The sequence below is a fragment of the Acinetobacter rudis genome, assembly GCF_031157835.1.
Taxonomy (GTDB): Bacteria; Pseudomonadota; Gammaproteobacteria; order Pseudomonadales; family Moraxellaceae; genus Acinetobacter; species Acinetobacter rudis_A.
Map to the genome: position 1 here is coordinate 12449 of NZ_JAVIDR010000019.1, position 25088 is coordinate 37536.

At 40.9% G+C, this 25088-nt stretch carries 22 protein-coding genes and 1 pseudogene; 17 read left to right on the forward strand and 6 right to left on the reverse strand.

Annotated features, from left to right (window positions below; translation table 11 throughout):
* Nucleotides 1–94 precede the first annotated feature (94 nt).
* Complete coding sequence (locus RFH42_RS13700; RefSeq protein WP_308976278.1) at nt 95–991, reverse strand: alpha/beta fold hydrolase; 897 nt, start codon at nt 989–991, stop codon at nt 95–97.
* A 96-nt stretch (nt 992–1087) separates the two neighbouring features.
* On the opposite strand from RFH42_RS13700, the gene RFH42_RS13705 reads away from it, so the two are divergent.
* Both RFH42_RS13705 and RFH42_RS13710 read left to right on the forward strand, forming a co-directional pair.
* The gene (locus RFH42_RS13705) at nt 1088–1513 is read left to right on the forward strand and encodes a DUF1330 domain-containing protein (RefSeq protein ID WP_308976279.1); all 426 of its coding nucleotides are present in this window, start codon (nt 1088–1090) and stop codon (nt 1511–1513) included.
* A gap of 105 nt (nt 1514–1618) precedes the next feature.
* Complete coding sequence (locus tag RFH42_RS13710; RefSeq protein ID WP_308976281.1) at nt 1619–2107, forward strand: GyrI-like domain-containing protein; 489 nt, start codon at nt 1619–1621, stop codon at nt 2105–2107.
* 34 nt (nt 2108–2141) lie between these two features.
* On the opposite strand, the gene RFH42_RS13715 is transcribed toward RFH42_RS13710, so the two are convergent.
* Both RFH42_RS13715 and RFH42_RS13720 read right to left on the reverse strand, forming a co-directional pair.
* Entirely contained in the window at nt 2142–2705 is a 564-nt protein-coding gene (locus tag RFH42_RS13715; RefSeq protein WP_308976283.1) for a DUF2939 domain-containing protein, read from the reverse strand.
* A gap of 461 nt (nt 2706–3166) precedes the next feature.
* Entirely contained in the window at nt 3167–3700 is a 534-nt protein-coding gene (locus tag RFH42_RS13720; RefSeq protein ID WP_308976284.1) for a hypothetical protein, read from the reverse strand.
* 173 nt (nt 3701–3873) lie between these two features.
* Between RFH42_RS13720 and RFH42_RS16950 the strand changes: the two are divergent.
* The 5 genes and pseudogenes from RFH42_RS16950 to dld form a co-directional block, all read left to right on the forward strand.
* A pseudogene (locus tag RFH42_RS16950) lies at nt 3874–4049 on the forward strand (IS3 family transposase); the annotation flags it as partial.
* A gap of 320 nt (nt 4050–4369) precedes the next feature.
* The gene (lldP, locus tag RFH42_RS13725; RefSeq protein ID WP_308976286.1) at nt 4370–6031 is read left to right on the forward strand and encodes an L-lactate permease; all 1662 of its coding nucleotides are present in this window, start codon (nt 4370–4372) and stop codon (nt 6029–6031) included.
* Between the two features lie 34 nt (nt 6032–6065).
* Complete coding sequence (gene lldR / locus RFH42_RS13730; RefSeq protein ID WP_308976287.1) at nt 6066–6815, forward strand: transcriptional regulator LldR; 750 nt, start codon at nt 6066–6068, stop codon at nt 6813–6815.
* Nucleotides 6812–7972 (forward strand): FMN-dependent L-lactate dehydrogenase LldD, encoded by a 1161-nt coding sequence (gene lldD, locus RFH42_RS13735; protein ID WP_308976288.1) that lies wholly within the window; start codon nt 6812–6814, stop codon nt 7970–7972. Before lldR ends, lldD begins: the two co-directional genes overlap by 4 nt.
* A gap of 28 nt (nt 7973–8000) precedes the next feature.
* Complete coding sequence (gene dld, locus RFH42_RS13740) at nt 8001–9713, forward strand: D-lactate dehydrogenase (protein WP_308976289.1); 1713 nt, start codon at nt 8001–8003, stop codon at nt 9711–9713.
* A gap of 41 nt (nt 9714–9754) precedes the next feature.
* On the opposite strand, the gene trpA is transcribed toward dld, so the two are convergent.
* Both trpA and trpB read right to left on the reverse strand, forming a co-directional pair.
* Nucleotides 9755–10537, reverse strand: a complete 783-nt coding sequence (trpA, locus tag RFH42_RS13745) for a tryptophan synthase subunit alpha (protein ID WP_308976290.1) — start codon at nt 10535–10537, stop codon at nt 9755–9757.
* Nucleotides 10534–11742: a tryptophan synthase subunit beta gene (trpB, locus tag RFH42_RS13750; protein ID WP_308976291.1), complete on the reverse strand. Its 1209-nt coding sequence runs from the start codon at nt 11740–11742 to the stop codon at nt 10534–10536. Before trpB ends, trpA begins: the two co-directional genes overlap by 4 nt.
* Nucleotides 11743–11843: 101 nt before the next feature.
* Here trpB and RFH42_RS13755 point away from each other — a divergent pair, with 101 nt between their 5' ends.
* The 7 genes from RFH42_RS13755 to RFH42_RS13785 all read left to right on the forward strand — a co-directional run bounded on the left by RFH42_RS13755 (nt 11844) and on the right by RFH42_RS13785 (nt 20844).
* The gene (locus tag RFH42_RS13755; protein ID WP_308976293.1) at nt 11844–12728 is read left to right on the forward strand and encodes a LysR substrate-binding domain-containing protein; all 885 of its coding nucleotides are present in this window, start codon (nt 11844–11846) and stop codon (nt 12726–12728) included.
* A 108-nt stretch (nt 12729–12836) separates the two neighbouring features.
* A complete protein-coding gene (locus RFH42_RS13760; protein ID WP_308976294.1) occupies nt 12837–14057 on the forward strand; it encodes an efflux RND transporter periplasmic adaptor subunit in 1221 nt (406 codons plus the stop codon).
* Between the two features lie 10 nt (nt 14058–14067).
* Nucleotides 14068–17151 (forward strand): efflux RND transporter permease subunit, encoded by a 3084-nt coding sequence (locus RFH42_RS13765; RefSeq protein ID WP_308976295.1) that lies wholly within the window; start codon nt 14068–14070, stop codon nt 17149–17151.
* Nucleotides 17144–17467 (forward strand): DUF3240 family protein, encoded by a 324-nt coding sequence (locus tag RFH42_RS13770; RefSeq protein ID WP_308976296.1) that lies wholly within the window; start codon nt 17144–17146, stop codon nt 17465–17467. The genes RFH42_RS13765 and RFH42_RS13770 overlap by 8 nt, the downstream gene beginning before the upstream one ends.
* On the forward strand, nt 17467–18819 hold the full coding sequence (locus RFH42_RS13775) for a TolC family protein (protein ID WP_308976297.1): 1353 nt from the start codon (nt 17467–17469) through the stop codon (nt 18817–18819). The genes RFH42_RS13770 and RFH42_RS13775 overlap by 1 nt, the downstream gene beginning before the upstream one ends.
* Before the next feature lie 7 nt (nt 18820–18826).
* On the forward strand, nt 18827–19492 hold the full coding sequence (locus RFH42_RS13780; protein WP_308976298.1) for a response regulator: 666 nt from the start codon (nt 18827–18829) through the stop codon (nt 19490–19492).
* On the forward strand, nt 19489–20844 hold the full coding sequence (locus RFH42_RS13785; RefSeq protein ID WP_308976299.1) for an ATP-binding protein: 1356 nt from the start codon (nt 19489–19491) through the stop codon (nt 20842–20844). Before RFH42_RS13780 ends, RFH42_RS13785 begins: the two co-directional genes overlap by 4 nt.
* Nucleotide 20845: 1 nt before the next feature.
* On the opposite strand, the gene pdxR is transcribed toward RFH42_RS13785, so the two are convergent.
* Nucleotides 20846–22381, reverse strand: coding sequence for a MocR-like pyridoxine biosynthesis transcription factor PdxR (pdxR, locus tag RFH42_RS13790; protein WP_308976300.1), 1536 nt, complete (start codon nt 22379–22381; stop codon nt 20846–20848).
* Between the two features lie 142 nt (nt 22382–22523).
* Here pdxR and RFH42_RS13795 point away from each other — a divergent pair, with 142 nt between their 5' ends.
* The 3 genes from RFH42_RS13795 to RFH42_RS13805 all read left to right on the forward strand — a co-directional run bounded on the left by RFH42_RS13795 (nt 22524) and on the right by RFH42_RS13805 (nt 24757).
* On the forward strand, nt 22524–22970 hold the full coding sequence (locus tag RFH42_RS13795) for a GNAT family N-acetyltransferase (RefSeq protein WP_308976301.1): 447 nt from the start codon (nt 22524–22526) through the stop codon (nt 22968–22970).
* A 415-nt stretch (nt 22971–23385) separates the two neighbouring features.
* Nucleotides 23386–23940 carry a fimbrial protein gene (locus RFH42_RS13800; protein ID WP_308976303.1) on the forward strand — a complete coding sequence of 185 codons (555 nt, stop codon included), beginning with the start codon at nt 23386–23388 and terminating at the stop codon, nt 23938–23940.
* 184 nt (nt 23941–24124) lie between these two features.
* Nucleotides 24125–24757 carry a fimbrial biogenesis chaperone gene (locus tag RFH42_RS13805; protein WP_308976304.1) on the forward strand — a complete coding sequence of 211 codons (633 nt, stop codon included), beginning with the start codon at nt 24125–24127 and terminating at the stop codon, nt 24755–24757.
* Nucleotides 24758–25088: the final 331 nt, after the last annotated feature.

Genomic DNA, 25088 nt, shown 5'->3' on the forward strand with positions numbered 1-25088 from the left:
TTGTGAATAACAAAGGGCGCCGATTGGCGCCCTTTGTTTTTTTGATTGTAGCTCTGTTTAGACATGTACTGTATATTTGAATAACCAGCTGAATTTAGACGTGTTTTATTAGATTTTGGCCAAAAGCCGCAATGATATGGGGGTAAAGAGCACTTGGTATATCGTGTCCCATACCTTCAATGGCTAAAAATCTGGCAGATGCAATAGTTTTTGCCGTATCCTCACCACATTCAATGGGAATGAGTACGTCGTCTGTACCATGAATGACTAAAGTGGGCACAGTAATGTTTGTAATTCTTGCACGAAGATCTCCAGCCGCTGCTATTGCGGTTAAATGCCGTTTGAATCCATTCGGGTTATACCCGCGATGATATTCTTCTACAAAAAGTGCAGTCATGGCTTCTTGATCAAAAGGATATGCTGGGCTAGCAATACGCTTCGCTAATTTAATTTTATCAGAAAGATACTGATCAAAGTCGGCCTGTGGGTTGGGTGTGGCTTGTGTGAGTAACTGCATAACATCGGCTTTTGCTGCGGGTAAGTTCGGATTACCTGTACTTGACATAATTGAAGTCAGAGAACTTACACGTTGAGGATATTGACTCGCGAGGAGCTGTGCAATCATGCCTCCCATTGAACGTCCAATGATATGTGCTTGATTAATACCTAATGCATCAAGTAATCCAATTGTATCCTCCACCATATCATCGAGTGTGTAGGGAATAGTAATGTTTTTCCCAAAAGTCATTGCATCTACCAAATCTGAAAAACTTGGCGCAGCAAGATGATCTAGATGGGTAGATAGCCCAACATCACGATGATCAAACCGAATGACATGAAATCCTTGTTCTGCAAGCTGCAAACAAAAAGCCACATTCCAGTGGATCATCTGACTTCCTAGCCCTGCAATTAATACAATAGTTTCATCTTTATGATGCCCAAAAGTTTGATAATTCAATTGGATATTATTGTTTTTTACATACCCTAGCATTTTCTATTCGTTCTCATACGATAAATAATTATTGCAATATACTTGAGTTATCAACTATATTGCAATAGTTATTTATCGTTTCATGAGGCGTTTCCAATGAAAGTAAACTATCTTTTCCCGACACAACAAAACGGGATCAGTTTATTTAAACGACAATTGCAAGGGGAGGTCGTGATGCTGAATTTACTGCACTTCCGTGAGATTGCTGATTATTCAGCATTTCCTGAACAAGCACCTCTAACTGCAATTTCTGGAAAAGAGGCATTTCAGCTTTATATCGATCACACCTTACCTTTTTTACAAGCAACAGGAGGTGATATTTTATTCCTTGCCAACGCAGGTGAGTTTTTTATTGGTCCTTTGGATGAGTATTGGGATGCTGTCATGTTGGTCAAGCAAAAATCGATTGAAAGCTTTATGTCTTTTGCTGAGAATCAGGAATGTATGAAAGGTAATTTACATCGTACAGTGGCATTGTTGGATTCTCGATTATTGCCAATGCAACTGACTGCAAAGTTATGATGTATTGCTGATGTGAATGACATTAATCTATGACATCTTTGTATGAGATTGATAAGTTGCAATATATGATCACCTCTATAGAAATAATCACAGGGAAACTTAGTAATGACTGAGATAATAAAAATTGATCTTAAAAAACAGTATAAAGCACTTTCTTATGCAGCAAAGTTTATGCTTAAAAAGGGACCTAGTGCGATTGATTATGCTGTGATGCCACTGGAAGGACTTTGGTGGGCAGATGATATGACTGCATTTACCAATACTGATAAGTCACAATGGCAATGGAAGATGATGATCATGCAGCCAGAGTGGGTGAGTGTAGAAGTGATTGAACAGGCGATTGCTCAAGTGATGAAGAAAAAGGCCAATCCTGCATTAACACAGTTGAGATTTGAACGCTTTGCAGAAGGACGCTGTGCTCAAATTATGCATATTGGCCCTTTTTCTGAAGAAGGGCCAACTATTCAACGTGTACATGACTTTATAGATGCAAAGAGCACGCGATCAGGGAAACATCATGAGATCTATCTTTCAGATATACGACGTGCCGATCCGCATAACTGGAGAACCATCATTCGTCAACCCATGACATGATTGTGAAAAAATACAATGTTATGGGAAGGTTAGATTAATAGTTATCTAGTGGGATAATCAACTGTTTGATTTTCCAGTTAAGACCTTCACGCTGCATGATGACTTGTACTCGTTGATCATGACGTTCAGTATTTTTCACATTAATCACAAAACGATTAAAAGAGGTGTAATACATTTTGTATTCAACCTTTTCAGCACTCTTCTCTGGTTTTTCATCATTGTGTTGTGAACTGGTTTGAGCTGGCATATGTGATGGATTGAGATTTTTACCTTGTAACATCAGTCCAATACCGGTGGGTGTAATGACTGCATCCAGTAATGTATCTGTCATTGAAGATGCCAGCATACTACCCAGTTTGGCAAATTCATTGTTTTTGTCTTGCCGCAATTCTTTGAGCATATAAGCATTTAATTGCTCTTTTAAGCTTTGTCGTACACTTGGGTAGTCAATATAGTGATTAACACTTTCAATGTCATTTTGTTGTGCTGCTGATTTTAAATTTTTCAGTGCTAAATAGGGTGATGCATAGAGATAAGCAAGTATTGCTATAACGATAATGATCACAGTGAATATGGAGAATTTTGCTGTCTTGCTCATTTGGCTCTCGGCTGGTTTAGGGTCGAATTCTAAGGTGAGACATTCAAAACTTAGTGGCCAGAAATATCTTTTATCTAATAAAAAAGAGAAGTTATATCAAACGCAGTAATAAAGGCGTTTGCTTAATCAAGTTGGCTAAGTAATAAAAAAGTAATAAACATCAGGTTGGTATTTTAACCAGATTATGAATGGAAAAGTAATGGCATAAACTCGGTCGGGCAATACTTATTTTTACTGTATTATGTAGTGGTCAACTAAAATTGGATGCAGTTTTAAGTTTTTCCTCAGTTGTCTGAGGATTAATATCATTATTAAATTGATTTAATCAAATTTGATTGGATATCCAATTAGATGGTAGATTACCACTTAATTGGATGCCCAATTTTATTAAACTACTGCGATATTTGCTAGATGAAACCTAAGTTAATACACAATTATGAGAAGATTTAATTTTTTCGTATTCATTTACATTTTGTTAATTCACTAGAGTCTTGTGTTTTTAATAGCTCAGAATGTTCCTGTTTGTCTTTATTAATTGTTTGAAGATTCAAAGTACAATATCTCGACCCAGTCCCTTTTTCCCCTAAAAATCCTTCGCGATAAGAGATTTCGTAGTCTTCACCAGCTTTTGGTGTAAAACTTGCAGCAATTTGACAACTTTTAGAAACATCAGAATGATGTGCATCAACAATAATTGGTTGATTTGCATCAATAATAAACTCTTTAAATGTTACCTTGAGACCCCATTTTTTTTGAGGAACTGTAAGTAAATTATAGCTTTTTTCAGTTTGAGGCATACCAACAGTAATAATCTGATTATTTGGTAGGCTGTTTTTAACAGTGTGGATGTAGTTTTTTATACTGTTATTTTTCCATGCTGTACATGTAATGTTTTCATACATTTGTATATTAACATCATCATAGTAAATTCTAATTCTGGAGTGAGTATTATTGTCATAAGTTTCAACTTTGACAATTTCAGGTTGAGAACTCATACGTTTAAAAATCGCGATCTCTGGTGAGAGGGGAGGATACAACATGCAACTTTGGAGTATGAGTGTCAATAAGCTCAACAATAAAAATTTATAGGGTATATTTCTCATTTCATTAATCAATTTGTAAGACGGTTTGCATTATACAAAATATAAAATTAATTAGAATGTTAGTTTATCATCGCATCACGCTGGATCTTAAAAAGCTAGGTGAAAGCTTTGGATCTAATGAGTGCTGAAAATCATGAAGAACAATGGCATTACTACTATTCGAGGATATAAGAAGCACAAAAGCTATGGTTGTGGTTATCTTCAGATTGTGCCACTTAACCATTTAAATCGAGAATTTGTTAAAATATACCTGATGCCTCGATGTTGCAGACTGATGCGAGGATTCCCGTACACTTCAAAGCCCGTTGGTTATTATAAAATGGCTAAAAATTTACCGAGTTCAGTGTGACTGAACTCGGTTTTTTATTGCCACAGTAAAATTAACTTTTAAATATTGGTATTACCAATAATTAAAATAAATGCAATTCATTCTTGATAAATGTGATTTATATAAATAATATGATTGAAAATTACGGGTTAATATTGTTTTAAGTAAAATTGGTATTACCAATATTGTGGTTATTGCATTTAACCTGTCACTGCTTTTAGCATTTCAAGGAGATGAATATGCTGCAACAATGGCAACAAATTTATGACCCGATGGGTAATATCTGGTTTTCAAGTCTAATCTCACTAATTCCAATCGTATTTTTCTTTTTGGCCTTAGCTGTATTCCGTATGAAGGGGAGTGTGGCAGGGAGTATTACGGTTGTCTTAGCATTACTCGTTGCATTATTTGCTTATGGCATGCCTACGAGTATGGCATTTTCCTCATTAGTCTATGGATTCTTTTACGGGCTTTGGCCTATAGCCTGGATTATTTTAGGCGCATTATTTTTATATAAGGTCTCTGTTAAAACAGGGCAATTTGAAATTATCCGTGCCTCAATTTTATCTCTGACCCATGACCAACGCTTACAAATGTTATTGGTTGGTTTTGCCTTTGGTACTTTTTTAGAAGGTGCTGCTGGTTTTGGTGCGCCTGTTGCTATTACTGCGGCACTTTTGGTGGGCCTTGGTTTTAAACCTCTTTATGCTGCTGGTTTATGTTTGATTGCCAATACTGCACCTGTTGCTTTTGGTGCCATGGGTATTCCAATTATTGTTGCTGGGCAAGTTTCTGGCGTAGATACAATGGAAATCAGTCAGATGGTTGGACGTCAGTTACCGTTTATGGTGCCAATCGTACTGTTTTGGATTATGGCAATCATGGATGGTTGGCGTGGTGTTAAAGAAACTTGGCCAGCAGTTGTTGTGGCTGGTGGTTCTTTTGCAATCGCACAGTATTTAACATCAAACTTTTTAGGGCCTGAATTGCCAGACATTACTGCTGCAATTGCCTCAATTATTTGTTTAAGTATTTTATTAAAATTTTGGCAGCCAAAACATATTTTCCGTTTTGATCAAACAGAAACTGCCGCAGAATCAGAAACTAAAACTCAAAAATATAGTGTTGCTCAGATTGCCAAGGCATGGTCGCCATTTGCGATTTTAACCTTGATGGTCACCATCTGGAGTATCAAACCGTTTAAAGATTTATTTGCAAAGGGTGGGGTACTACAAGACTGGGTCATTTCAATTAAGGTGCCATTTTTACATCAAATGATTCAGAAAATGCCACCTGTAGTGACTGAAATTAAAGATTACGATGCCGTTTATAAATTTGATTGGTTCTCTGCTACAGGTACGGCCATTATTTTAGCGGCAGTGATTACCATTATTTATTTAAAAATGCAGCCACGAGAAGCAGTGAAGACATTCTTTGAAACAGCTAAAGAACTTCGTGTACCTGTATATTCGATAGGAATGGTGTTGTCTTTCGCTTTTATTGCCAATTATTCAGGTATGTCTGCAACATTGGCACTTGCGCTTGCGCATAGTGGCGATGCCTTTACGTTCTTTTCACCTTTCTTGGGTTGGTTAGGGGTATTTCTCACTGGCTCAGATACGTCTGCAAATGCATTATTTTCAGCGCTACAAGCGACCACCGCACAGCAAATTGGTGTGCCAGAGGTATTGTTGGTTGCAGCAAATACCAGTGGTGGCGTAACTGGAAAAATGATTTCACCGCAGTCTATTGCAATTGCTTGTGCCGCAGTGGGCTTGGTGGGTAAGGAATCAGATTTATTCCGTTTTACCGTGAAACACAGTCTAATTTTTACAGTGATGATTGGTATTATCATTACGCTGCAAGCCTATGTACTTCCGTGGATGATACCTTAAAATCAAGTAGCTGCAGATATTGAGATAAAAGACCATGAAAGTTTCTGAAAAAGTGTTGTATCAGCTACGTGAGCTCATTGAGAACCAACAATTACAAGTTGGTGATCGATTACCTGCTGAGCGTAAATTATGTGAAACTTTGGGAGTATCCCGTGCGAGTTTACGAGAAGCGATGCAGCATTTGATCAGTCAAGGGATTTTAACAGCCAAAGTTGGGGCTGGGAGCTACTTACAAAAGTTGCCTACGCATTGGTCTGAGTCAGGTATTGTTCAGCCAATTAGTTGGTTGATTGATGCTGACCCAGATTATCGTTTTGATGTACAAGAAGCTCGCGGCACTTTGGAAGGGGGCACGGCATGGTATGCAGCACAACGCGCAACACCAGAAGACCTACAAAAAATACGCGCTTGTTATGCACGTATTGCCTCTAGCCAAAGTCAAGGTAATGACGATGAAGCAGCACGTGCTGATGCTGCTTTTCATTTAGCCATTGCAGAAGCATCTCATAACGTGGTGCTGATCCAAATGATGCGTAGCCTATTTGATTTACTACAGCATAATGTTGCTTTGGCACGTCGCAAAATATACAGCGAAGCAAAACATTTTGGTCAGTTGCAGGATCAGCATTGGGTGGTGATGCAAGCGATAGAGCGTGGTGATCCAGAAGCTGCACGTCAAGCGGTGTGTGGACATATCGAATTTATTATTCAACAAGTACGCAATATTGATGAGGCCGTTGCACGTCAGCAACGTGCTAGTCGTTTAACGAGGATAGACGAATGATTATTTCTTCTGCTTTAGATTATCGCGAGGCAGCTCGTCGTCGCTTGCCTCCATTTTTATTTCATTATATTGATGGTGGCGCCTATGCCGAACAGACCCTGAAACGTAATGTTGAGGATCTTGCACAAATCGCACTAAGACAACGTGTTCTCAATGACATGTCGAGTCTAGATTTAAGTACCAAACTTTTTGATGAACAGCTTTCCATGCCTGTTGCATTATCGCCTGTAGGATTAACAGGTATGTATGCGCGCCGTGGTGAAGTTCAGGCGGCAGTAGCTGCAGAAAAAAAAGGAATTCCATTTACACTTTCAACGGTTTCTGTTTGCTCCATTGAAGAAGTGACTGCTGCCATTTCTCGTCCAATGTGGTTTCAACTCTATGTACTGCGTGATCGTGGCTTTATGCGTAATGCTTTAGATCGAGCAAAAGCTGCTGGTTGTTCTACATTGGTGTTCACCGTAGATATGCCAGTGCCTGGGGCGCGTTATCGTGATGCCCATTCAGGTATGAGTGGTCCTAATGCTGCGATGCGTCGCTATATGCAATCTGTCATGCATCCTCATTGGGCATGGAATGTGGGGCTTCTAGGGCGTCCACATGATTTGGGGAATATTTCAAAATACTTAGGCAAAGAAATTGGCTTAGAAGATTATATTGGTTGGTTAGGTAATAACTTTGATCCATCAATTTCATGGAAAGACCTAGAGTGGATTCGTGAAGCATGGGACGGCCCTATGGTGATCAAGGGTATTTTAGATCCACAAGATGCCAAAGATGCCGTTGCTTTTGGTGCAGATGGAATCGTGGTGTCTAATCATGGTGGTCGTCAGTTAGATGGTGTTTTATCTACAGCGCGTGCCTTGCCTCCTATTGCAGATGCAGTAAAAGGGGATTTAAAGATTCTTGTTGACTCTGGTATTCGTAGCGGTCTAGACGTTGTTCGTATGCTTGCGCTCGGTGCCGACACTTGTATGCTTGGTCGTGCTTTTGTTTATGCACTTGCAGGAGCTGGTGGTGAAGGGGTAAGCAATCTACTCGAACTGATTGATAAAGAAATGCGTGTGGCGATGACGCTAACAGGTGCAAATCGTATTGCAGATATTAGCTCAGATTGCTTGGTGAAATTAGAGCGTAGTTTAACAACTGGTGCTTAAGTTGAAGATTCGTTAGGGAGTTAATTCGATGTCGGTAGCATTTGATTCAGCACAGACTTTGGCACAGCTAAAGGAAATCGTTGGTTCACGTTATGTTCTAACCAAAGATCAAGATACACGTCTTTATCGACAAGGGCGACGTTTTGGCGAAGGTAAAGTCTTCGCTGTTGTGAGTCCTGGGAGCTTATTAGAACAGTGGCAAGTGCTACAAGTCGCAATTGCCGCAGATTGTATTGTGCTGATGCAGGCTGCCAATACCGGATTAACAGGGGGGTCTACCCCTTTTGGCGATGATTATGATCGTCCAATTCTTTTAATGAGCACTCGACGTTTACAAGTCATTCATGTGATTAATCAAGGTGAACAAGTTTTGTGTTTAGCTGGGGCAACCTTAGACGCACTAGAAAAACAGCTAGCACCTTATGATCGGGAACCGCATTCGGTGATTGGTTCATCTTGTATTGGTGCATCGGTACTTGGTGGCGTATGTAACAACTCGGGTGGGGCTTTGGTGCGCCGTGGCCCAGCCTATACTGAATTGGCATTGTATGCTCAAGTAGATGAGCAAGGGCAATTACGATTGGTCAATCATTTGGGAATTGAGTTGGGTGATACACCTGAGCAGATTCTCAATAACTTAGAACATAAAAATTTTACTCAAAACGATATTCACAATGACACATCTCGTCATGCCTCAGATCCGCGTTATGCACATGATGTCACACAGGTTGATGCAGATACGCCAGCACGATTTAATGCCGATCCAAGTCGTTTATTTGAGGCCTCTGGTTCAGCAGGTAAAGTTTGTGTGTTTGCAGTACGTTTGGACAGTTTTGAAAAGTTAGCGAGCCAAGTTTTTTATATTGGTAGTAACCAACAAGATGATTTAACCGCAATACGTCGTTTCCTTTTGACAGATTTACCTCGTTTACCCATCGCAGGTGAATACGTCCATCGGACTGCCTACGATATTGGTGCTGAGTATGGTAAAGACACCTTTATGTTTATTGAAAAGTTTGGCACCGCTAAGGTACCAGCAGCATTTGCGCTTAAAGATAAAGTTGATGGTGTATTAAGCAAATGGGGAATGACGGGTTTTACTGATCGATTTCTACAAATGGTGAGTAAATGGATGCCAATGCATTTACCAGTGCGAATGAATCAATTTCGTGACCGTTATGAACATCATTTGATTTTAAGAGTTGAAGATCGAGATGCGGCACAAGTCGAAGCATTTTTAACGCAGTATTTTAAGGCTACAGAACATCAGGGTATGGTTGATGGTGATTATTTTCACTGTACAGCAGAAGAAGGGCGTAAAGCATTTTTGCATCGATTTGCAATTGCAGGCGCTGCGATTCGATACCGCGACACACATAGAAAATACGTTGAAGATATTGTGGCTTTAGACATTGCTTTAGCACGTAATGATCGAGAGTGGTTAGAGCATTTACCTGCCGAACTTGAAGAAGCGATGGTACACAAACTGTATTATGGGCATTTTTTATGTCATGTTTTCCATCAGGACTATATTGTGAAAAAAGGTGTAGATCCAATGGCGATGGAGCATGCTATGTGGAAACTGCTTGACCAACGTGGGGCCGAGTATCCAGCCGAACATAATGTTGGGCATTTATATTTAGCCAAACCTGCACTTAAACAACATTATCAACAACTCGACCCATGCAACTGCTTTAATGTTGGTATTGGTCAAACCTCCAAGTTAAAACATTGGCGTTAAGGTGGTCATGGCTGAGCCATGACCTGAGCCTTATGCATTTTTCAAGGGTTCTTTAGCGCCGAAGCAAAGTCTTGCACCTGAGCCAATGTGGCGGCGAGGCCTTGTTGAGCAAAAGTCTCCACCAAAGCTGAACCGACGATGACTAGATCGGCCTTATGGTTCAGTGCTTGAATCTGAGCTTGATTTTTAATACCAAAACCCACTGCAACAGGAACGTCAAACACGGGCTTGATTTGTTCAAGGCGTTTTTCCAGTTGTGCGATCTTTAGGCTACCTCCGGTTAAGCCTGTAGCCGAAACATAATATAAAAAGCCCTCAGCTTGCGCGGCGATCTGTTTTAAGCGTGGGGCAGGTGTAGTTGGGGCTGCCATAGAAATGCATTGGATGTTTTTTGCACCAAGCACCGATTTAAACTGTGTTTGATATTCGAGTGGCGCATCTACGATTAGGATCGCATCAAGGATATTTTCTGTTTCCGCAGCCAGTTTTTCAATGCCATATTGCAAGATCGGGTTGAGATAAGTCATGAGTACCATAGGTGTTTTGGTATCTTTTTCTCGTACAGCACGTAATAGTTCTACGGTTTTAGCAACTGTTTGTCCTGCATTTAAGGCACGGGCATGTGCCGCTTGAATCACCTCTCCGTCTGCGACGGGATCAGAAAAAGCAACACCAACCTCAATAATATCTGCACCTGCAGCACCAAGCTGACTGAATAAATCAACACTTGCAGAGAAATCTGGATCACCTGCAGTGAAGTAACAGACTAAACCACTTTGCTGTTGCTGCTTGAGTTGTTTCAATTTTTGCGTTAAACGATTCATTGGGCTGCTCCTGCAAGATAGGCTTTGACAGTGGATAAGTCCTTGTCACCACGGCCACTGATGTTAACGATAATAATTTGTTCAGGCTGCATGGTCTTCGCCAGTTTTAGGGCATGGGCAACGGCATGTGAGCTTTCTAAGGCAGGGATAATGCCTTCTTGTCGTGTTAAGATTTGAAAGGCCTGCACAGCTTCATCATCAGTAGCAGCAACATAGTTGATACGACCTGATTCAGCGAGTAGACAGTGTTCGGGACCAACCCCTGGATAATCTAATCCTGCTGATATTGAATGACCTTCAATAATTTGCCCATCAGGGTCTTGCAATAAATAAGTCATATTGCCGTGTAATACACCCACTTTACCTTTTGAAATTGAGGCCGCATGTTGATCGTGTTGTAAGCCTTTACCACCCGCTTCAACGCAGTACATGTGGACATCAAGATCGGGTAAGAAAGGATGCATCAGCCCCAAAGCATTGGAACCGCCACCAACGCAAGCGACCAAGGCATCAGGAAGTCGGTTTTCATGTTGCAAGATTTGTGTTTTTGCCTCAATGCCAATAATTTTCTGAAATTCCCTAACGATGGTCGGATAGGGATGTGGGCCTGCACCTGTACCGAGTAAGTAGTAGGTGTCGTCAGCATGATTAATCCAGTCCCGTAAAGCTTCGTTCATGGCATCTTTTAAGGTGCCACGACCTTCACTGACACTTTTGACCTCGGCACCAAGCAGTTGCATGCGATCAACATTCATTTGCTGACGACGAATGTCGGTTTCACCCATATAAATGGTGCATTGCATTTTAAACAGTGCACATACCGTTGCTGTAGCAACCCCATGTTGGCCTGCACCTGTTTCCGCGATGATGCGGGTTTTACCCATATGTTTTGCCAGTAAGATTTGTCCTACGCAGTTATTGATCTTATGCGCACCTGTATGGCTAAGATCTTCACGCTTGAGATAAATCTTTGCTCCACCTGCATATGCTGTTAGATTTTTTGCAAAGAAAAGTGGGCTTGGACGACCAACATAATCAGTTAAGATGCGTTTATATTCATCCCAAAATTCGGGTTGATGACGAAGGTTTTCCCATGCTTGTTGCAACGCTTGCAATGCAGGCATGAGTACTTCTGGCATATAGCAGCCACCAAATGAACCAAAAAAACCCGATACGTCTGGGCCGTCACCAATATATGTTGTCATCTTATTTACTCAAGAACTGCAATGGCTTTTATCTTAGAGGACTTACATTGCCTTGATAATTGATATATTTTAACCTTGAGATGTTAGAAAAATTCACAGCTATGAAGCGTAAAAAACTACCTCCCTTAAATTCACTTAAGGCATTTGAAGCGGTGGCGAGACATCAAAGTTTTAGTTTGGCCGCTGACGAGTTATGTGTCACACACAGTGCCATGAGTCATCAGATTAAATTGTTGGAACAATGGCTCGATCGTAAATTGTTTATTCGACATGCTTCTACGATTTCATTGACCCCAGAGGCAGAACAGCTACTATCGATTTGTTCTAACTTTTTTAATGATTTGGAGCAATGTATTGCCGATCTAACGCGTAAAGCTGTGGATGTGGAAATTGTGATTGGTGCTGCACATAGTTTTATGGCCAATTGGTTGATACCACGTCTAGAAAAATTTGAGTCGGCTCACCCTCATGTGCAGATTAAATTGATGACTTGTGATGATTACAAGTTATTAGAAACCGAAAAAATAGATATTTTTATTGGCAGTTTAAAATCTGATACTGTCCTTCCACAGCGCATAGAACAATCAATTTTATTTCCAGATTATATGGGGCCTATTTGTAATGCTACAGCCTATCCTTTAACTCAAATTGAAGATATTTTTCATGCTCCTTTATTGCATACCCAATCGAACCGCAATGCTTGGAGTATTTGGATGAATAAACTTGGTATTACAACCACACAAGTCAAAAATGAACGTTATTTTGATCGTCTCAATTTAATGGTTGAGGCTGCTGTTTCTGGTTTAGGCGTGGCAATTGCCCCTCAACTCTTGGTTGAAAAAGAGATTTTAAGTGGACGAATAATTGCACCTTTTGGTTTTGTTTATTGTGATTATAGTTTTTATGCACTGACAAGAAAAAAAGCGGATGCAGAGTGTGTACAAGTGGTTGAGTGGTTGCAAGCTGAAGCACAGCAACTCGGTTAATTACTATTAAGTGACCAAAAGAATCATGAGTGAGAGCGGTCAATCTTAATCCGATCTTAAGAAGTTAATTTTACCCTCGTTGAGAAAATCTTTTCGGGGGTGAGGTTAGTGAGTCAGCAAGTAAGTGTACTGGGTAATAAAAAACTGTTATTTGCCATTGGCACATTGGCTGTGGTCATCGTTGCGATTTGGTTGGGCAGTCGCTTACTGTCAAATAACAATAAAGAGACAGCAGCTGTAGAAAATGAGACAACAGCTGCGATCAGCGCCGATCCATCAGGCAATCAGATCTTAATCTCTCCCCAACAAATCAAGCAGGTTGGGATACAGCTACAAAGTTTGGGCCAACCCAGTTCAGATATACAAGCGACTTTGGCTCTACAAGGTCAAGCACAGTGGTCACCGACAAGTAAAGTGGTGTTGACTAGCCCAGTCTCTGGTGTGGTTCAGCAAGTATTGGTACAACCTTTGGCAACCATTGCACGAAATAGCAATGTACTGACGGTCAGTAGTCCAGAGCTCATTCAAATTCAAAATGACATTTTGCAAATTCAAGCACAGCAACAGTTAGCTGTGCAGACTTTGGCGCGGGAAAGAAAACTGTTTGCTGAAGGAATTATTGCGGAAAAAAGGGTGCAAGAAGCGCAAAACCAAATGCAACGACTGAGTATAGACCTTGCGGCAAAACAACGTATGTTGCAGTTTATGGGTGGCAATAGTGGCAATGGCCTAAGCTCGGTGGTCTATGTGAAAAGCCCTGCCAGCGGTAGCGTTGAAAGTCTACAAGTCTCTGCAGGTCAGTATGTTGAAACAGGTGCAGTACTTGGGCAGTTGGTAAATAGCGACTTGCCTTTACAGTTGGTATTGCAAGCCAGTTTGGCAGATAGCCAATATATTCACATTGGGGACAGTGTCAAAGTTGAAGGCTGTGAGATCACAGGTCAGGTACAAAAAATTGCCCCTGCACTGGCAGGCAATACTCAAACGCAAAATGTGATTGTGCAGATGAATGCTAATCATCGCTGTCTACAGGTGCAACAGTTTGTGAAAGCGCAGCTACAAAGTCATAACCCGACTGCAAGAGCGGCTTGGACTGTACCAAGCACAGCACTGACTTTAAAAGAGGGTAAAAACATCGTCTTTGTGCACAACCAAAATGGTTTTGCTGCAATACCCGTAGAAGTGGTGGGCAATAATCAACAACACAGCTACATCACCGCAACTGCACTAAAACCAGGTATGAATATCGCCATCAGTGGTGTTGAACGACTCAAAGCGGTTTGGTCAGGCTTTGGTGCCGAGCAAGCACCTACTGCCGCAGCGCAATGAGGCTAAGCACATGTTGAAACGTATCATTGCATTTTCACTGAGCCAACGCATCTTAATCTTATTGATCGGGCTTGCAGTTTGTGTGGCGGGTTATCTGGCCTTTACCAAACTCCCCATCGATGCTTTTCCTGATGTATCAAGTACCCAAGTTCAAATTGTGATGAAGTCACCTGGCATGACACCCGAAGAGGTAGAGAGTCGGATTGTGGTGCCGATTGAACAAGAAATGCTGGGGATTCCTCATCAAACTGTGCTGCGCTCACAGTCCAAATATGCCATTGCCATCATTACTTTAGACTTTGCTGAAGGAACCGATCCTTATTGGGCTCGACAACAAGTGAATGAACGCCTAAGTGGAGTCATGTCTGCATTGCCAAGCAGTGCTTCGGGGGGGATTGCACCGATGACCACACCGTTGGGTGAGTCATTTATGTTTACTTTGCATGGCCCACTCAGCGATATGGAAAAACGCACGTTACTTGACCGTGTAATTCGTCCACAGCTGCGTAAAATTGAGGGTGTGGCCGATGTGAATGCCTTGGGCGGTTTGGTGCGTACTTTTGAAGTTACACCAAACTTAGATGCTTTGGCGGCGCGTGGTTTATCGCTTAATCAGTTACAACAAGCCATTGAACTTAATAACGCCAGTGATGGTGCAGGACGACTCAATGAAAACGGCGAATCGCTGTTGATTCGTAGTGATAGTCGCGTCAGTAACTTGGCAGAATTAGGCGATATTATTGTTTCAAACAATCAAGGGACTTTGGTTCAGGTCAAAGATGTTGCAACCGTCCATACGGGAGCTTTAACCCGTTATGGTGCAGTAACCGAAAATGGTCAAGGCGAAGCGGTTGAAGGTATCGTGCTCAGTTTAAAAGGGGCCAATGCACGACAAGTGGTACAACATGTGCGTGAGCACCTACAAGAGATTGAAAAAACCTTACCTGCAGGCACCACCATTGAGCCATTTTATGACCGTGGTGAGTTGGTCAATCGTGCTATTCATACTGTGAGTAAGACACTGTTTGAAGCCATTGTTTTGGTGTTGATTTTATTGCTGTTATTTTTGGGAAATTTGCGTTCGGCCTTGGTGGTCGCTGCAATCTTGCCACTCTCGGCACTGAGTACTTTTCTTATGATGCGTCAGTTTGGTTTAAGTGCCAACTTGATGTCTCTAGGAGGACTCACCATTGCGATTGGTCTGTTGGTCGATGCTGCCGTAGTGGTTGTGGAAAATATTGAGATGCAATTGGCTGATGCGCATGAGTCCAAACATCGTTCGTTTTTACCAGCACTCAATGTGATTTACCGTGCAGTTTGTGAAGTGTCGGTGCCTGTAACAGCAGGGATGATCATCATTATGTTGGTGTTTATTCCACTCATGACCCTTGAGGGTCTGGAAGGCAAACTATTTTCACCTGTTGCTTTAACAATCGTCTTTGCGCTATCGAGCTCATTGATTTTCTCCTTAACGATTATTCCTGTGCTGTGTTCTTTTTTCCTCAAGTCTCAAGCTCACCACACTCCGTTTGTGGTGCGTAAACTAGAGGCAGGGTATAGCAAAATTTTAAATGCGAGCCTTGCCAATCCGAAAAAAGTTTATGTTATGGCAGGTGCTGCCTTACTGGTGGCGGTGTTGATCTTTCCTTTCATTGGTAAATCTTTTATGCCTACCATGGATGAAGGCGATACCATCTTACAGTTGGAAAAAATCCCTTCGATTAGCCTGCAAAACTCGATTGAGCTGGACTTAGATATTCAAAAGCGCATCTTAAAGCAAGTACCTGAAGTTAAACGTATTGTGGCACGTACTGGATCAGATGAACTTGGACTAGACCCAATGGGTTTAAACGAAACGGATAGTTTTATTGTGCTTAAACCACAAGATCAGTGGAAGGGTCAAAGCAAGGAACAGATTTTAGAAAAAATTCGTCATGTTTTGGTCGATGTTCCTGGGGTGAACCTCACTTTTAGTCAACCCATTGAAATGCGAACGTCCGAGATGCTCTCTGGGGTACGTGGTGACCTTGCGGTAAAAATCTTTGGTACAGACCTCGATAAACTCAATGAGTTATCTAAACAGATCGCAGGGATTTTACAGGGGATTGAAGGTAGTGAAGATGTCATGACCTTGGAAAACTCTGGGGTGCAATATCAAGAGCTACGTGTACGCCGTGATATGGCAGTGCGCAATCAACTCGATAGCCAAAACATCCAAGCACAGCTTAAGACCTTGATTGAAGGCAAAGAGATTGGTTCGATTATTGAGCAGGGGCGTCCTGTCCCATTGATGATGAAAGGTGATCCTGCTTTAAGTCAATCTAGCTTTAACTTATCCAATATTGCCTTACCTGTGGAAAATGCTGCGGCAGTACCACTACAGTCTTTGGCCGAAATGGTTAAGACCGAAGGTGTAGTGAAGATTGATCGTGAAAATGCGTCACGGATGTCAGTAGTGCGTTCTAACGTGCGCGATCGTGACTTGGTCGGGTTTGTTGATGAAGCCAAACAAGCTGTGGCGGAAAAAGTCCAATTACCCGCAGGCTATAGTTTGAAATGGGGCGGCCAGTTTGAAAACCAACAACGTGCCGCAGCGCGCTTGATGTTGGTGGTGCCAGCCGCATTGACCATGATTTTCTTCTTGTTGTTTACCACCTTAGGTTCGGTACGCCAAGCAGTCTTGGTTTTTGCCAATATTCCCTTTGCCTTGATTGGTGGGGTAGTGGCCTTAGCCATCACAGGTGAATATCTGTCTGTACCTGCATCGGTGGGCTTTATTGCGCTCATGGGCATTGCCGTACTAAATGGTCTAGTGATGATTGGTTACTTTAACCAGTTGATTGCCCGAGGTATTGAGATCGAAGAAGTGGTGCGTGAAGGGGCGATGCGCCGTTTACGTCCAGTGATGATGACAGCCAGTATTGCAGCATTAGGTCTGATTCCATTGCTGTTTACTACAGGGCCTGGGGCTGAGATTCAACGTCCACTGGCGATTGTGGTGATTGGTGGCCTGATCTCTTGTACTTTGTTGACTTTGATTTTGTTACCCAATCTGTTTAAAAAATTTGGTTTAGCGCGAGATCATCATGACTGAAATGTGCCAACTCTCTATTAATGTGTCGAGTGATATTGTCGAAGAATTGATGAGCCATCTCTGGCTAATTCCTGAGCTGGTCACAGGCTGTACTTGTGTGCCAGCACGCGGCTTTGGTCGTCGTCAGCATTATCGCAATGTGCAAGAAAAAATCCGTGGAGCGACTGAGCGTAACCTAATCTTGATGATTTTACCGCAAGCTTCCGTCTCTTTGGTTTTAGAGCATATTAAGCAAAAATTTAAAGCAAGCGACTGTTTCTACTGGGTACTCCCCACGTTGACCTCTGGCTATGCAAGCCAAGGAGTACTGGACTAATGACATCTCATTTTAAATCTACTCTCATCGCCAAACCTACTTTACTGAGCAAGTTATGTCATTGCTTGGGTTTGGGGTGTTGTTTCCTTTGGGCACAGAGCAGTTGGGCTGAGCCGAGTCTTGATGCTGTCTTGCCACCTTCGGCTGCTGTACAACTAAGTTTGGCAGAGCATCCGAGTGTACGTGCAGCAATCTCTGATCAAGACTATGCCAACTTTGCTGGCCAAGGACTGAAACTGGGACAACATCCGTGGACTGTACGTGCAGGTATGCAACTGCGTAAGACCGATGCACAGCCAGACCAAACAAAATCAAACAGCTATGAACCGAGTTTTGGGGTCGAAAAGCAGATCCGCTTACCTAATAAATATCAACTCGATCAAGACTTGGCACAGCGTGGCTTGAGTATAGCTGAGTTAAAGTATGAAGATGCCAAACATGAAGCAGCCAAGGTCTTATTGGCCAATTGGTTTAGCTATATGCGTTCATCCTTGCAACTTAACCGTTTGCAAGAACAGCTTGAGCAAATCCATCAATATATGGGCATGACTGAACAGCGTATTCGGGCTGGTGATGCACCGCGTTTAGAGTTGATGTTACTCAATAACGAATATAGCCAAGTTGAAGAAAAATACATGCAAGCCAAAGCAAGTTACTATCAAGCAAAGCAACTGTTAGCACGCGATTATCGCGGTACTATTCCTGAACAATGGGACAGTAATGTGATTCAAGTTAGCCCGATCACACAGACACAAGCCCAGTGGGTTGAGCAGATTTTATCGGCTAACCATGAGTTAGAGCTGGTGCGTACTCAGGCTGAGCAACAGCATGCTTTATTAAAGCGTGAACAGCTCAATAAAATTCCTGATCCAACAATTGGATTTGGCTACAGTCGAGAACAATCGGGCGTGGAAAATCTAATGGGGGTAACGGTATCAATACCATTGTCGAGCCGTCATGTTCGTGCTGCAACAGGTATGGCCGCCGCTGAAGCACGCAAGGCCGATTATGAAGTTGGTCGCGTGGAGAACCGCTTGCGTCAAGAAGCACAGTATTGGTCTACGCAAATGGAGTCGTCGGCAGTTCGCTACAACAAGGCACAGCAGAATTTGCTGCAACTACAACAGCAGCATAGTCTGATGCAAAAGGCTTATAAGCTAGGTGAGTTGAGTCTCAATGAGTTATTGTTACACTCACAACAATTAATTGAAGCACGTAGTCGAGTCGATCAAGCCAAGGTTGATTATGCTGAGAGCTACGGACTACTATTGCTTAATTCGCATCAATTGTGGCCTCTACATGACGAACATGAACATGATGGTCATGAGCACCACAACGAAGTAATACGATAGGTCGAGTATGAGAGTTTTACTGGTAGAAGATGATGCTTTATTGGCAAAGGCGACTGGGCGTGGTTTAGATCAGGCTGGTTTTGTTGTAGATATTGCCGTTACAGCGCATCAGGCTCAGCATTTTCTAGCCAGTTATCACTACAATTTTGTGCTTTTGGATTTGGGTTTGCCCGATCGAAATGGTATTGAAATACTGAAATCATTACGTCGCAAGCGTAATAAAGTGGGCGTGATTATTCTCACTGCGCAGGACCGCATTGAAGAGCGTATAACAGGTTTACAAGCTGGGGCAGATGACTTTGTGGTTAAGCCTTATGACATACATGAGGTAGTGGCACGTATTCATGCTGTATTACGCCGTATTTCTGGCGATATGGATGATATGGTGACTATTGGTAATATTCAGATTAATAAGGCAAATAAACAGGTTTATTTAGATCAAGTGGAAGTTGAGTTAACACAAAAAGAATATCATTTACTTGAGTTGCTCAGTTTGAACCGTGGTCGGGTTATTTCTCGTGAGAGCATTGAAAATTCATTTTATCACTATGATGCTGATGTGAGCAGTAATGTCATTCAAGTTCATATTCATAATTTACGCCGCAAATTAGGCAAGAATATTGTGCGCACGGTACAAGGTTTTGGCTACATTATGGATGTCAATCATTCATGACAGCAGCCATTCGTAGTTACTCTCTGACCCAAAGACTTTCCATTATTTTACTGATGATTACCACCAGTGTTTGGTTAGGAAGTCTGGGGTGTATTTATTGGGGAATGCAAAGAACGGCCAATAATATTTTTGATAAATCATTGGCAGAGACCGCACATGCATTATTGTCAACGACCTTAAGTACACTTGATGGCAAAGTGCCTCAGCATACTGCCATTGAGAAAATTCAGGGGGAACATTACGATCAAATTATTTTTCAAATTTGGCATCGTGATGGACAATTAATTTATCGTTCAGTTGGGGTATCTACACAACCTTTTGTGAAACAAACAGGTTTTGGATGGATGAACATCCACGGAAAAAATTACCGCAGTTATTCAGTTTGGGACAGCACTCAGACTATTCAGGTTCAAATTGCACAGGTATGGACGATTCGACAAGACATACAAAAAGATATGTTACTCTTTTTGATTTTAGTCTCGATTATATTTTTGCCCTTACTTTCATGGCTTATTTTTAGAATTGTGCGAAGCCAGTTATCTACGGTATACAACATTAGTCAAAATCTAGAAAAACAGTCTATTGAACATTTAAAACCCATACACCCAATTGTACCAAAAGAGATTGAACCTTTAGTGAGCTCCTTAAATACCTTATTGAGTGAGATTGCAGAGAGTATTCAAAGAGAAAAGCGTTTTACCTCAAATGCTGCACATGAGCTGCGAACTCCTTTAGCCGCAATTCGTTTACATGCCCAAGTTTTACAAGGGGCACGCTCTGCAACAGAGTCACAAGAGGCTGCACAGGATATTATTGCCGGTGTAGACAAAGCTTCACGCATGATCACACAGCTTTTAACTTTGGCACGTTTAGAGCCTAATGCAATACAGCAAAAAAGCCAGATTGATTTGGTGAATATTGTACAAACCACTATTGTAATGATGGACTTCCAATGTCAACAAGTTGGGGGTAAGTTTCAGTTACAGCTTGCTTCAGCCCCTGTATACGTACAGCAAGATCAATTGGAAATAATGCTGCGAAACTTATTAGAAAATGCGCTGATTTATCGTCATCCAGATCGTGCTGCAATCATTCAAGTGAGCTGTGGCATCAGCCAAAACAAGGCATTTATACAAGTTGAAGATAATGGTTTAGGCATAGAACCAGAGCAAATGTCTTTCGTTTTTCAGCGTTTTTATCGGATTCATCAGACAAGTGAGGTGATAGGAAGTGGTTTAGGTTTATCCATTGTGAAACAAATCGTTGATTCACATCAGGGTACTATCAATATTCATAGCGCAAGCTCAGGACATGGGTTAGTGATCCGTATTGAGTTTGAGCTGGCTATGTAAATTAAGCATTCGCTGTTTCAATTTTATCAACAATACATTTTAAACGTTTGACGGCTTCTATTAATTGAGCTTTGGGGTGAGCAGCAAAACCAAGTAATAGGGCTTGTTCTGTACTTGCAACTTGACGATATCGTGAAAGTGGCTGTAGACCGAGATCATATTCTTGGCAGTGTTCAATAATTTGTTGTTCTGTCATCCCTTGTGGGAGATAGCAAATCAAGTGAATTCCCGAATCATCGACCTGTATTTTAAATTGGGGTAAATACTGTTGTAGGGCAGTAATTAAACTTTGTTGCCGTTCATAACATGCTTTACGTACTCGACGTACATGACGAGCATAGTGTCCTTCGGCAATAAATAGGTGTAGGGCCGCTTGTTCTAAGTATCCTGTACGTGTATCTGCATAGTGTTTAGCCAGTTTAAACGCGTGAATGAGCTGTGGCGGTACCACTAAGAAACCTAAGCGAAATTCTGGATACATCATTTTAGAGAAAGTTCCTGCATAAATGACACGCTGATGTTGGTCTAAGCCCTGTAATGCCTGAATAGGTCGGGCGTTATAACGAAACTCACTATTGTAATCATCTTCAAAAATCCATAGCTGTTGTTTCGCTGCCCAGTCCAAAAGTAGGAGACGTCGTTGTAAACTTAAAGTCCCTCCAAGTGGGTATTGGTGTGAGGGGGCGGTAAATAATAATTTGGTTTGCGGATAGTGTTGTATGGCAGCTTCAATATCCATGCCATGTTGATCTCCCTTTACAGGATGAACAGTTGCTCCAGCAGCTTGGAATACACCTAAAGCACCATCATATCCAGGTTCATCCAGACAGACTTCATCCCCCTGTTGTAACAGCACTTTAGCCGTTAAATTCATTGCTTGTTGTGTACCATTGACAATTAATATCTGTGAGGCATCACAGTTCAGTCCGCGAGTGGTACTCACATATTGAGCAATACTTTGTCGAAGTGGTTCAAAGCCAAACGCATCTTGAGAGAGTGGTGACCAATGGCGGTAATGACGCCATGCACGGCCCAATAGTCGTCCCCATAGTTGTTCTGGAAAGAGGTCATTACAGCCAACACCAATACTAAAAATTTGCTGACTATTGGGGCGAGGTACAACTTTGTTCCATAAGTTATCCAAAAGTTGCATTTGTGGATTCAGTTGTAGGGGGAGTTCCGTTGTAGTCTGAGGGGTAGGCGTGGGTGTTTTCACACTATCAATAAGTTCATCGGGAATATGCTGTGCAACATAAGTACCAGAACCTGCACGACTCACTAAATAGCCTTCATCGATTAATCGATCAAAACCAGCCAAGACTGAGTTGCGTGAAATAGACATCATTTCAGCCAAACTTCGGCTGGAAGGAAGCTTGCTGCCTGGACGAACTTGTCCAGTTAGAATTTGTTGTTTGAGTGCCTGATAAAACTGCTGATGAATTTTGCCATGCTGGAGTAAAAGATGAGGAAACTCAACGGAGACTTTCTTTTTCCTCGTTTTGGATGAGGTATTTTCTGCTTGTTTTTTGCTAGGCATATCAGGCTCCATTTGATTTGATACCGCACTAAAATAGATAAAAGTGGTACTTATAAATATAGATAAAGTGTACCTTAAATAGAGCCAGTATTGTGACTATGCTGTATAGCAATTTAAGCCCATTCGCAAAGAGGACGAATATATGCCACAGCTTATCGTTAGTGCAGTCGAGGAACAAGATTTTGTCCAATGGCTACCATATTGGTTGAACTATCAACAATTTTATAAAGTACAGTTATCTGAACAAGTCACGGCTACAACATGGTCACGATTCTTTGATGAGGAATGTCCTGTTTATTGTGCCGTTGCACGTCAAGGAGATAAAATTTTAGGTTTTGTTCATTATGTATTTCATGCATCAACATGGGCTGAAGCTGATTTTTGTTATCTTGAAGATTTATTTGTTGCAACAGATGCGCGTGGTAAATTGGTGGGTAAACATCTTATTGAATATGTACAAGCTCAAGCACAGAAACATCAATGTGCGCGTTTATATTGGCATACTCAAGAGATTAATCATACTGCACAGCGTCTTTATGATTGGATTGCAGAGAAACCAGGTGTTATAGAATATCGTATGCCATTATAAGTTGGTATGTGTCCAATGAAGTGAGTATATATCACTTCATTGGAGCATTTATTTGCTAATACTTCTCATTTAAAATATTAAATACATCTCATAAATCAAATAGATAGTGGTGGGGTATGCGCTTTAATTGTATATAAAATATACAAATAGAGGGGCTAATGTAGATTTTGTGTAATAAATACATTAACTAAAATTAAAAAACCAAGCAAAAAACTTTGTTATAGATAACGTTATGATTAATAAATAAAATAATACCTATATTTATAACATGACACGATAAAATCATTTTTTCCGCATCTAATTTGAGATACAAAAACAACATAATAAGGAAAACATATCTAGTTAATATTGAAGCTCTTTTTATATTGTTGTCTAAGTTTAGGCATTTTTATTTTTTATTTTTGGGTTATTCATTATGAAAAAAAGTATTCTTTGTGGCTTATTTTTGCTGAGCAGCACAAGTTCATTTGCCATGATTGATCAAGAGGGTGTTATTCACCTTAGCGGTTATATTTATTCTGCAACATGTGAATTAGATATTAATAACCAAGGGCCAAAAGATGTTGGTGTAAATATGGGACGTTACCCAACAAGCTCATTTAGTAAAATTGGTGATGAGGTTGGTGGTAATGGTGGTTTTGGTCAAATAAAAGTATCTTTGAAAAACTGCCCAAGTACAGGTGATTTAGCTGTTAGTTTTAATGGTTCAACATTGGCTGGTAATAATGAAATTTTGAATTTAGATAATGCTGCGACTGGTGATACTGCACAAGGTTTGGGTATACATGTTTATTCAGAAAGTGATTTGAACAAGCCTTTGAATTTAGATGGTTCAGAAGTTGTTAAAACAGAAGTGACTAATAGTGCTGAGCATGAAGAAGGCTTTGTTGCACGTTATGTGAGTACTGCTGAAAATGTAGTTTCAGGTGAAGCCAATGCAACACTAAATTTCCGCGTAACATATAAATAATAAATCCATGGGGGTATAACCAAAAGGTTATTCCCCATCTTATAAACTGTTTCTATTTTGATCAAGCACAGCATAAATAAACGTTTGTTTATTTTTTGTTGAAGGAGATCTTTGCCAAATTTAGCCTGAGGATTATTGGATGTTAATTAAAAAAATATGCTGTGTATTGGGATTTAGCTTAATCATGCAGTCTAGCTATGCAGGTGTGGGATTAGAAACTACACGTGTTATTTTTAATGAAGGCGATAAAAATCAGGGTGTAGTGGCTTTTAATACAGATAAAACAGTGAGTTACTTGGCTCAGTCTTGGGTAGAGAATCAGCATGAAAAGCAGTCTAATGATTTTGTTGTGATGACACCTTTATTAAAAGTGCGCCCAGAGCAAAAGAATACCGTACAGTTAATGAAAAACGTAAATTTAAATGCAGATCAAGAAAGTATGTATTGGTTGAACGTTAAATTTATCGCACCAAACCAAAAAGATGCAGACAATACATTAAAGTATGCAATGACTCATCGTATTAAAGTGTTGTACCGCCCATCTGCTTTGTCCAAAATGACGATGGCGGAAGAAGCTAAAAAACTTACCTGGAATGTACAGAATGGACAGCTTAACCTTAAAAATCCAACCCCGTTTTATATTCATTTAGCTGAGGTAAAACTTGCTGGTCAGGCGATCACAACCCCTACTTATATTGCCCCGTATGCCCAGATTAATCAGAAGGTGAATGCACCTGCTCAGACAAACGTATTACATTTAAGTTATATAAATGATCATGGTCGAGCAATGCCGATCGAGTTATCTGCAAGCTCATAATGTCGTGGTTGATGGTAAGAACAGTTAGAAACCGTATGTAGAAAAGTCATCTTGTAGATCGTCATGTTCTATATCTACAAGAGACAACGGATTTCAAGTGGATGTGGTTATAAGTAACATTTGCTTGGGCTAAGGGCGTAAGGTCTATCTGCTAATTTTCTGTACTGTGTCAGTAGGCTAAGAAATAATAGTTACTCTAAAGCATTTACTTTGATTTAAAATATTATAATCACATTATTATTTTATGATGTGAGCTTAATATATAAACTCACTTTTAATTTGTACTATACAGCTTAATATAATTTATTTTTTGTTTGTATTTTAACTCTTT

What these genes read in the sequence shown, in the direction of transcription:
- RFH42_RS13700 (WP_308976278.1), bottom strand. Translation starts at nt 991, where the DNA reads ATGCTAGGGTATGTAAAAAACAATAATATCCAATTGAATTATCAAACT.
- RFH42_RS13705 (WP_308976279.1), top strand. Translation starts at nt 1,088, where the DNA reads ATGAAAGTAAACTATCTTTTCCCGACACAACAAAACGGGATCAGTTTA.
- RFH42_RS13710 (WP_308976281.1), top strand. Translation starts at nt 1,619, where the DNA reads ATGACTGAGATAATAAAAATTGATCTTAAAAAACAGTATAAAGCACTT.
- RFH42_RS13715 (WP_308976283.1), bottom strand. Translation starts at nt 2,705, where the DNA reads ATGAGCAAGACAGCAAAATTCTCCATATTCACTGTGATCATTATCGTT.
- RFH42_RS13720 (WP_308976284.1), bottom strand. Translation starts at nt 3,700, where the DNA reads ATGAGTTCTCAACCTGAAATTGTCAAAGTTGAAACTTATGACAATAAT.
- lldP (WP_308976286.1), top strand. Translation starts at nt 4,370, where the DNA reads ATGAATATGCTGCAACAATGGCAACAAATTTATGACCCGATGGGTAAT.
- lldR (WP_308976287.1), top strand. Translation starts at nt 6,066, where the DNA reads ATGAAAGTTTCTGAAAAAGTGTTGTATCAGCTACGTGAGCTCATTGAG.
- lldD (WP_308976288.1), top strand. Translation starts at nt 6,812, where the DNA reads ATGATTATTTCTTCTGCTTTAGATTATCGCGAGGCAGCTCGTCGTCGC.
- dld (WP_308976289.1), top strand. Translation starts at nt 8,001, where the DNA reads ATGTCGGTAGCATTTGATTCAGCACAGACTTTGGCACAGCTAAAGGAA.
- trpA (WP_308976290.1), bottom strand. Translation starts at nt 10,537, where the DNA reads ATGAATCGTTTAACGCAAAAATTGAAACAACTCAAGCAGCAACAGCAA.
- trpB (WP_308976291.1), bottom strand. Translation starts at nt 11,742, where the DNA reads ATGACAACATATATTGGTGACGGCCCAGACGTATCGGGTTTTTTTGGT.
- RFH42_RS13755 (WP_308976293.1), top strand. Translation starts at nt 11,844, where the DNA reads ATGAAGCGTAAAAAACTACCTCCCTTAAATTCACTTAAGGCATTTGAA.
- RFH42_RS13765 (WP_308976295.1), top strand. Translation starts at nt 14,068, where the DNA reads ATGTTGAAACGTATCATTGCATTTTCACTGAGCCAACGCATCTTAATC.
- RFH42_RS13770 (WP_308976296.1), top strand. Translation starts at nt 17,144, where the DNA reads ATGACTGAAATGTGCCAACTCTCTATTAATGTGTCGAGTGATATTGTC.
- RFH42_RS13775 (WP_308976297.1), top strand. Translation starts at nt 17,467, where the DNA reads ATGACATCTCATTTTAAATCTACTCTCATCGCCAAACCTACTTTACTG.
- RFH42_RS13780 (WP_308976298.1), top strand. Translation starts at nt 18,827, where the DNA reads ATGAGAGTTTTACTGGTAGAAGATGATGCTTTATTGGCAAAGGCGACT.
- RFH42_RS13785 (WP_308976299.1), top strand. Translation starts at nt 19,489, where the DNA reads ATGACAGCAGCCATTCGTAGTTACTCTCTGACCCAAAGACTTTCCATT.
- pdxR (WP_308976300.1), bottom strand. Translation starts at nt 22,381, where the DNA reads ATGCCTAGCAAAAAACAAGCAGAAAATACCTCATCCAAAACGAGGAAA.
- RFH42_RS13795 (WP_308976301.1), top strand. Translation starts at nt 22,524, where the DNA reads ATGCCACAGCTTATCGTTAGTGCAGTCGAGGAACAAGATTTTGTCCAA.
- RFH42_RS13800 (WP_308976303.1), top strand. Translation starts at nt 23,386, where the DNA reads ATGAAAAAAAGTATTCTTTGTGGCTTATTTTTGCTGAGCAGCACAAGT.
- RFH42_RS13805 (WP_308976304.1), top strand. Translation starts at nt 24,125, where the DNA reads ATGCAGTCTAGCTATGCAGGTGTGGGATTAGAAACTACACGTGTTATT.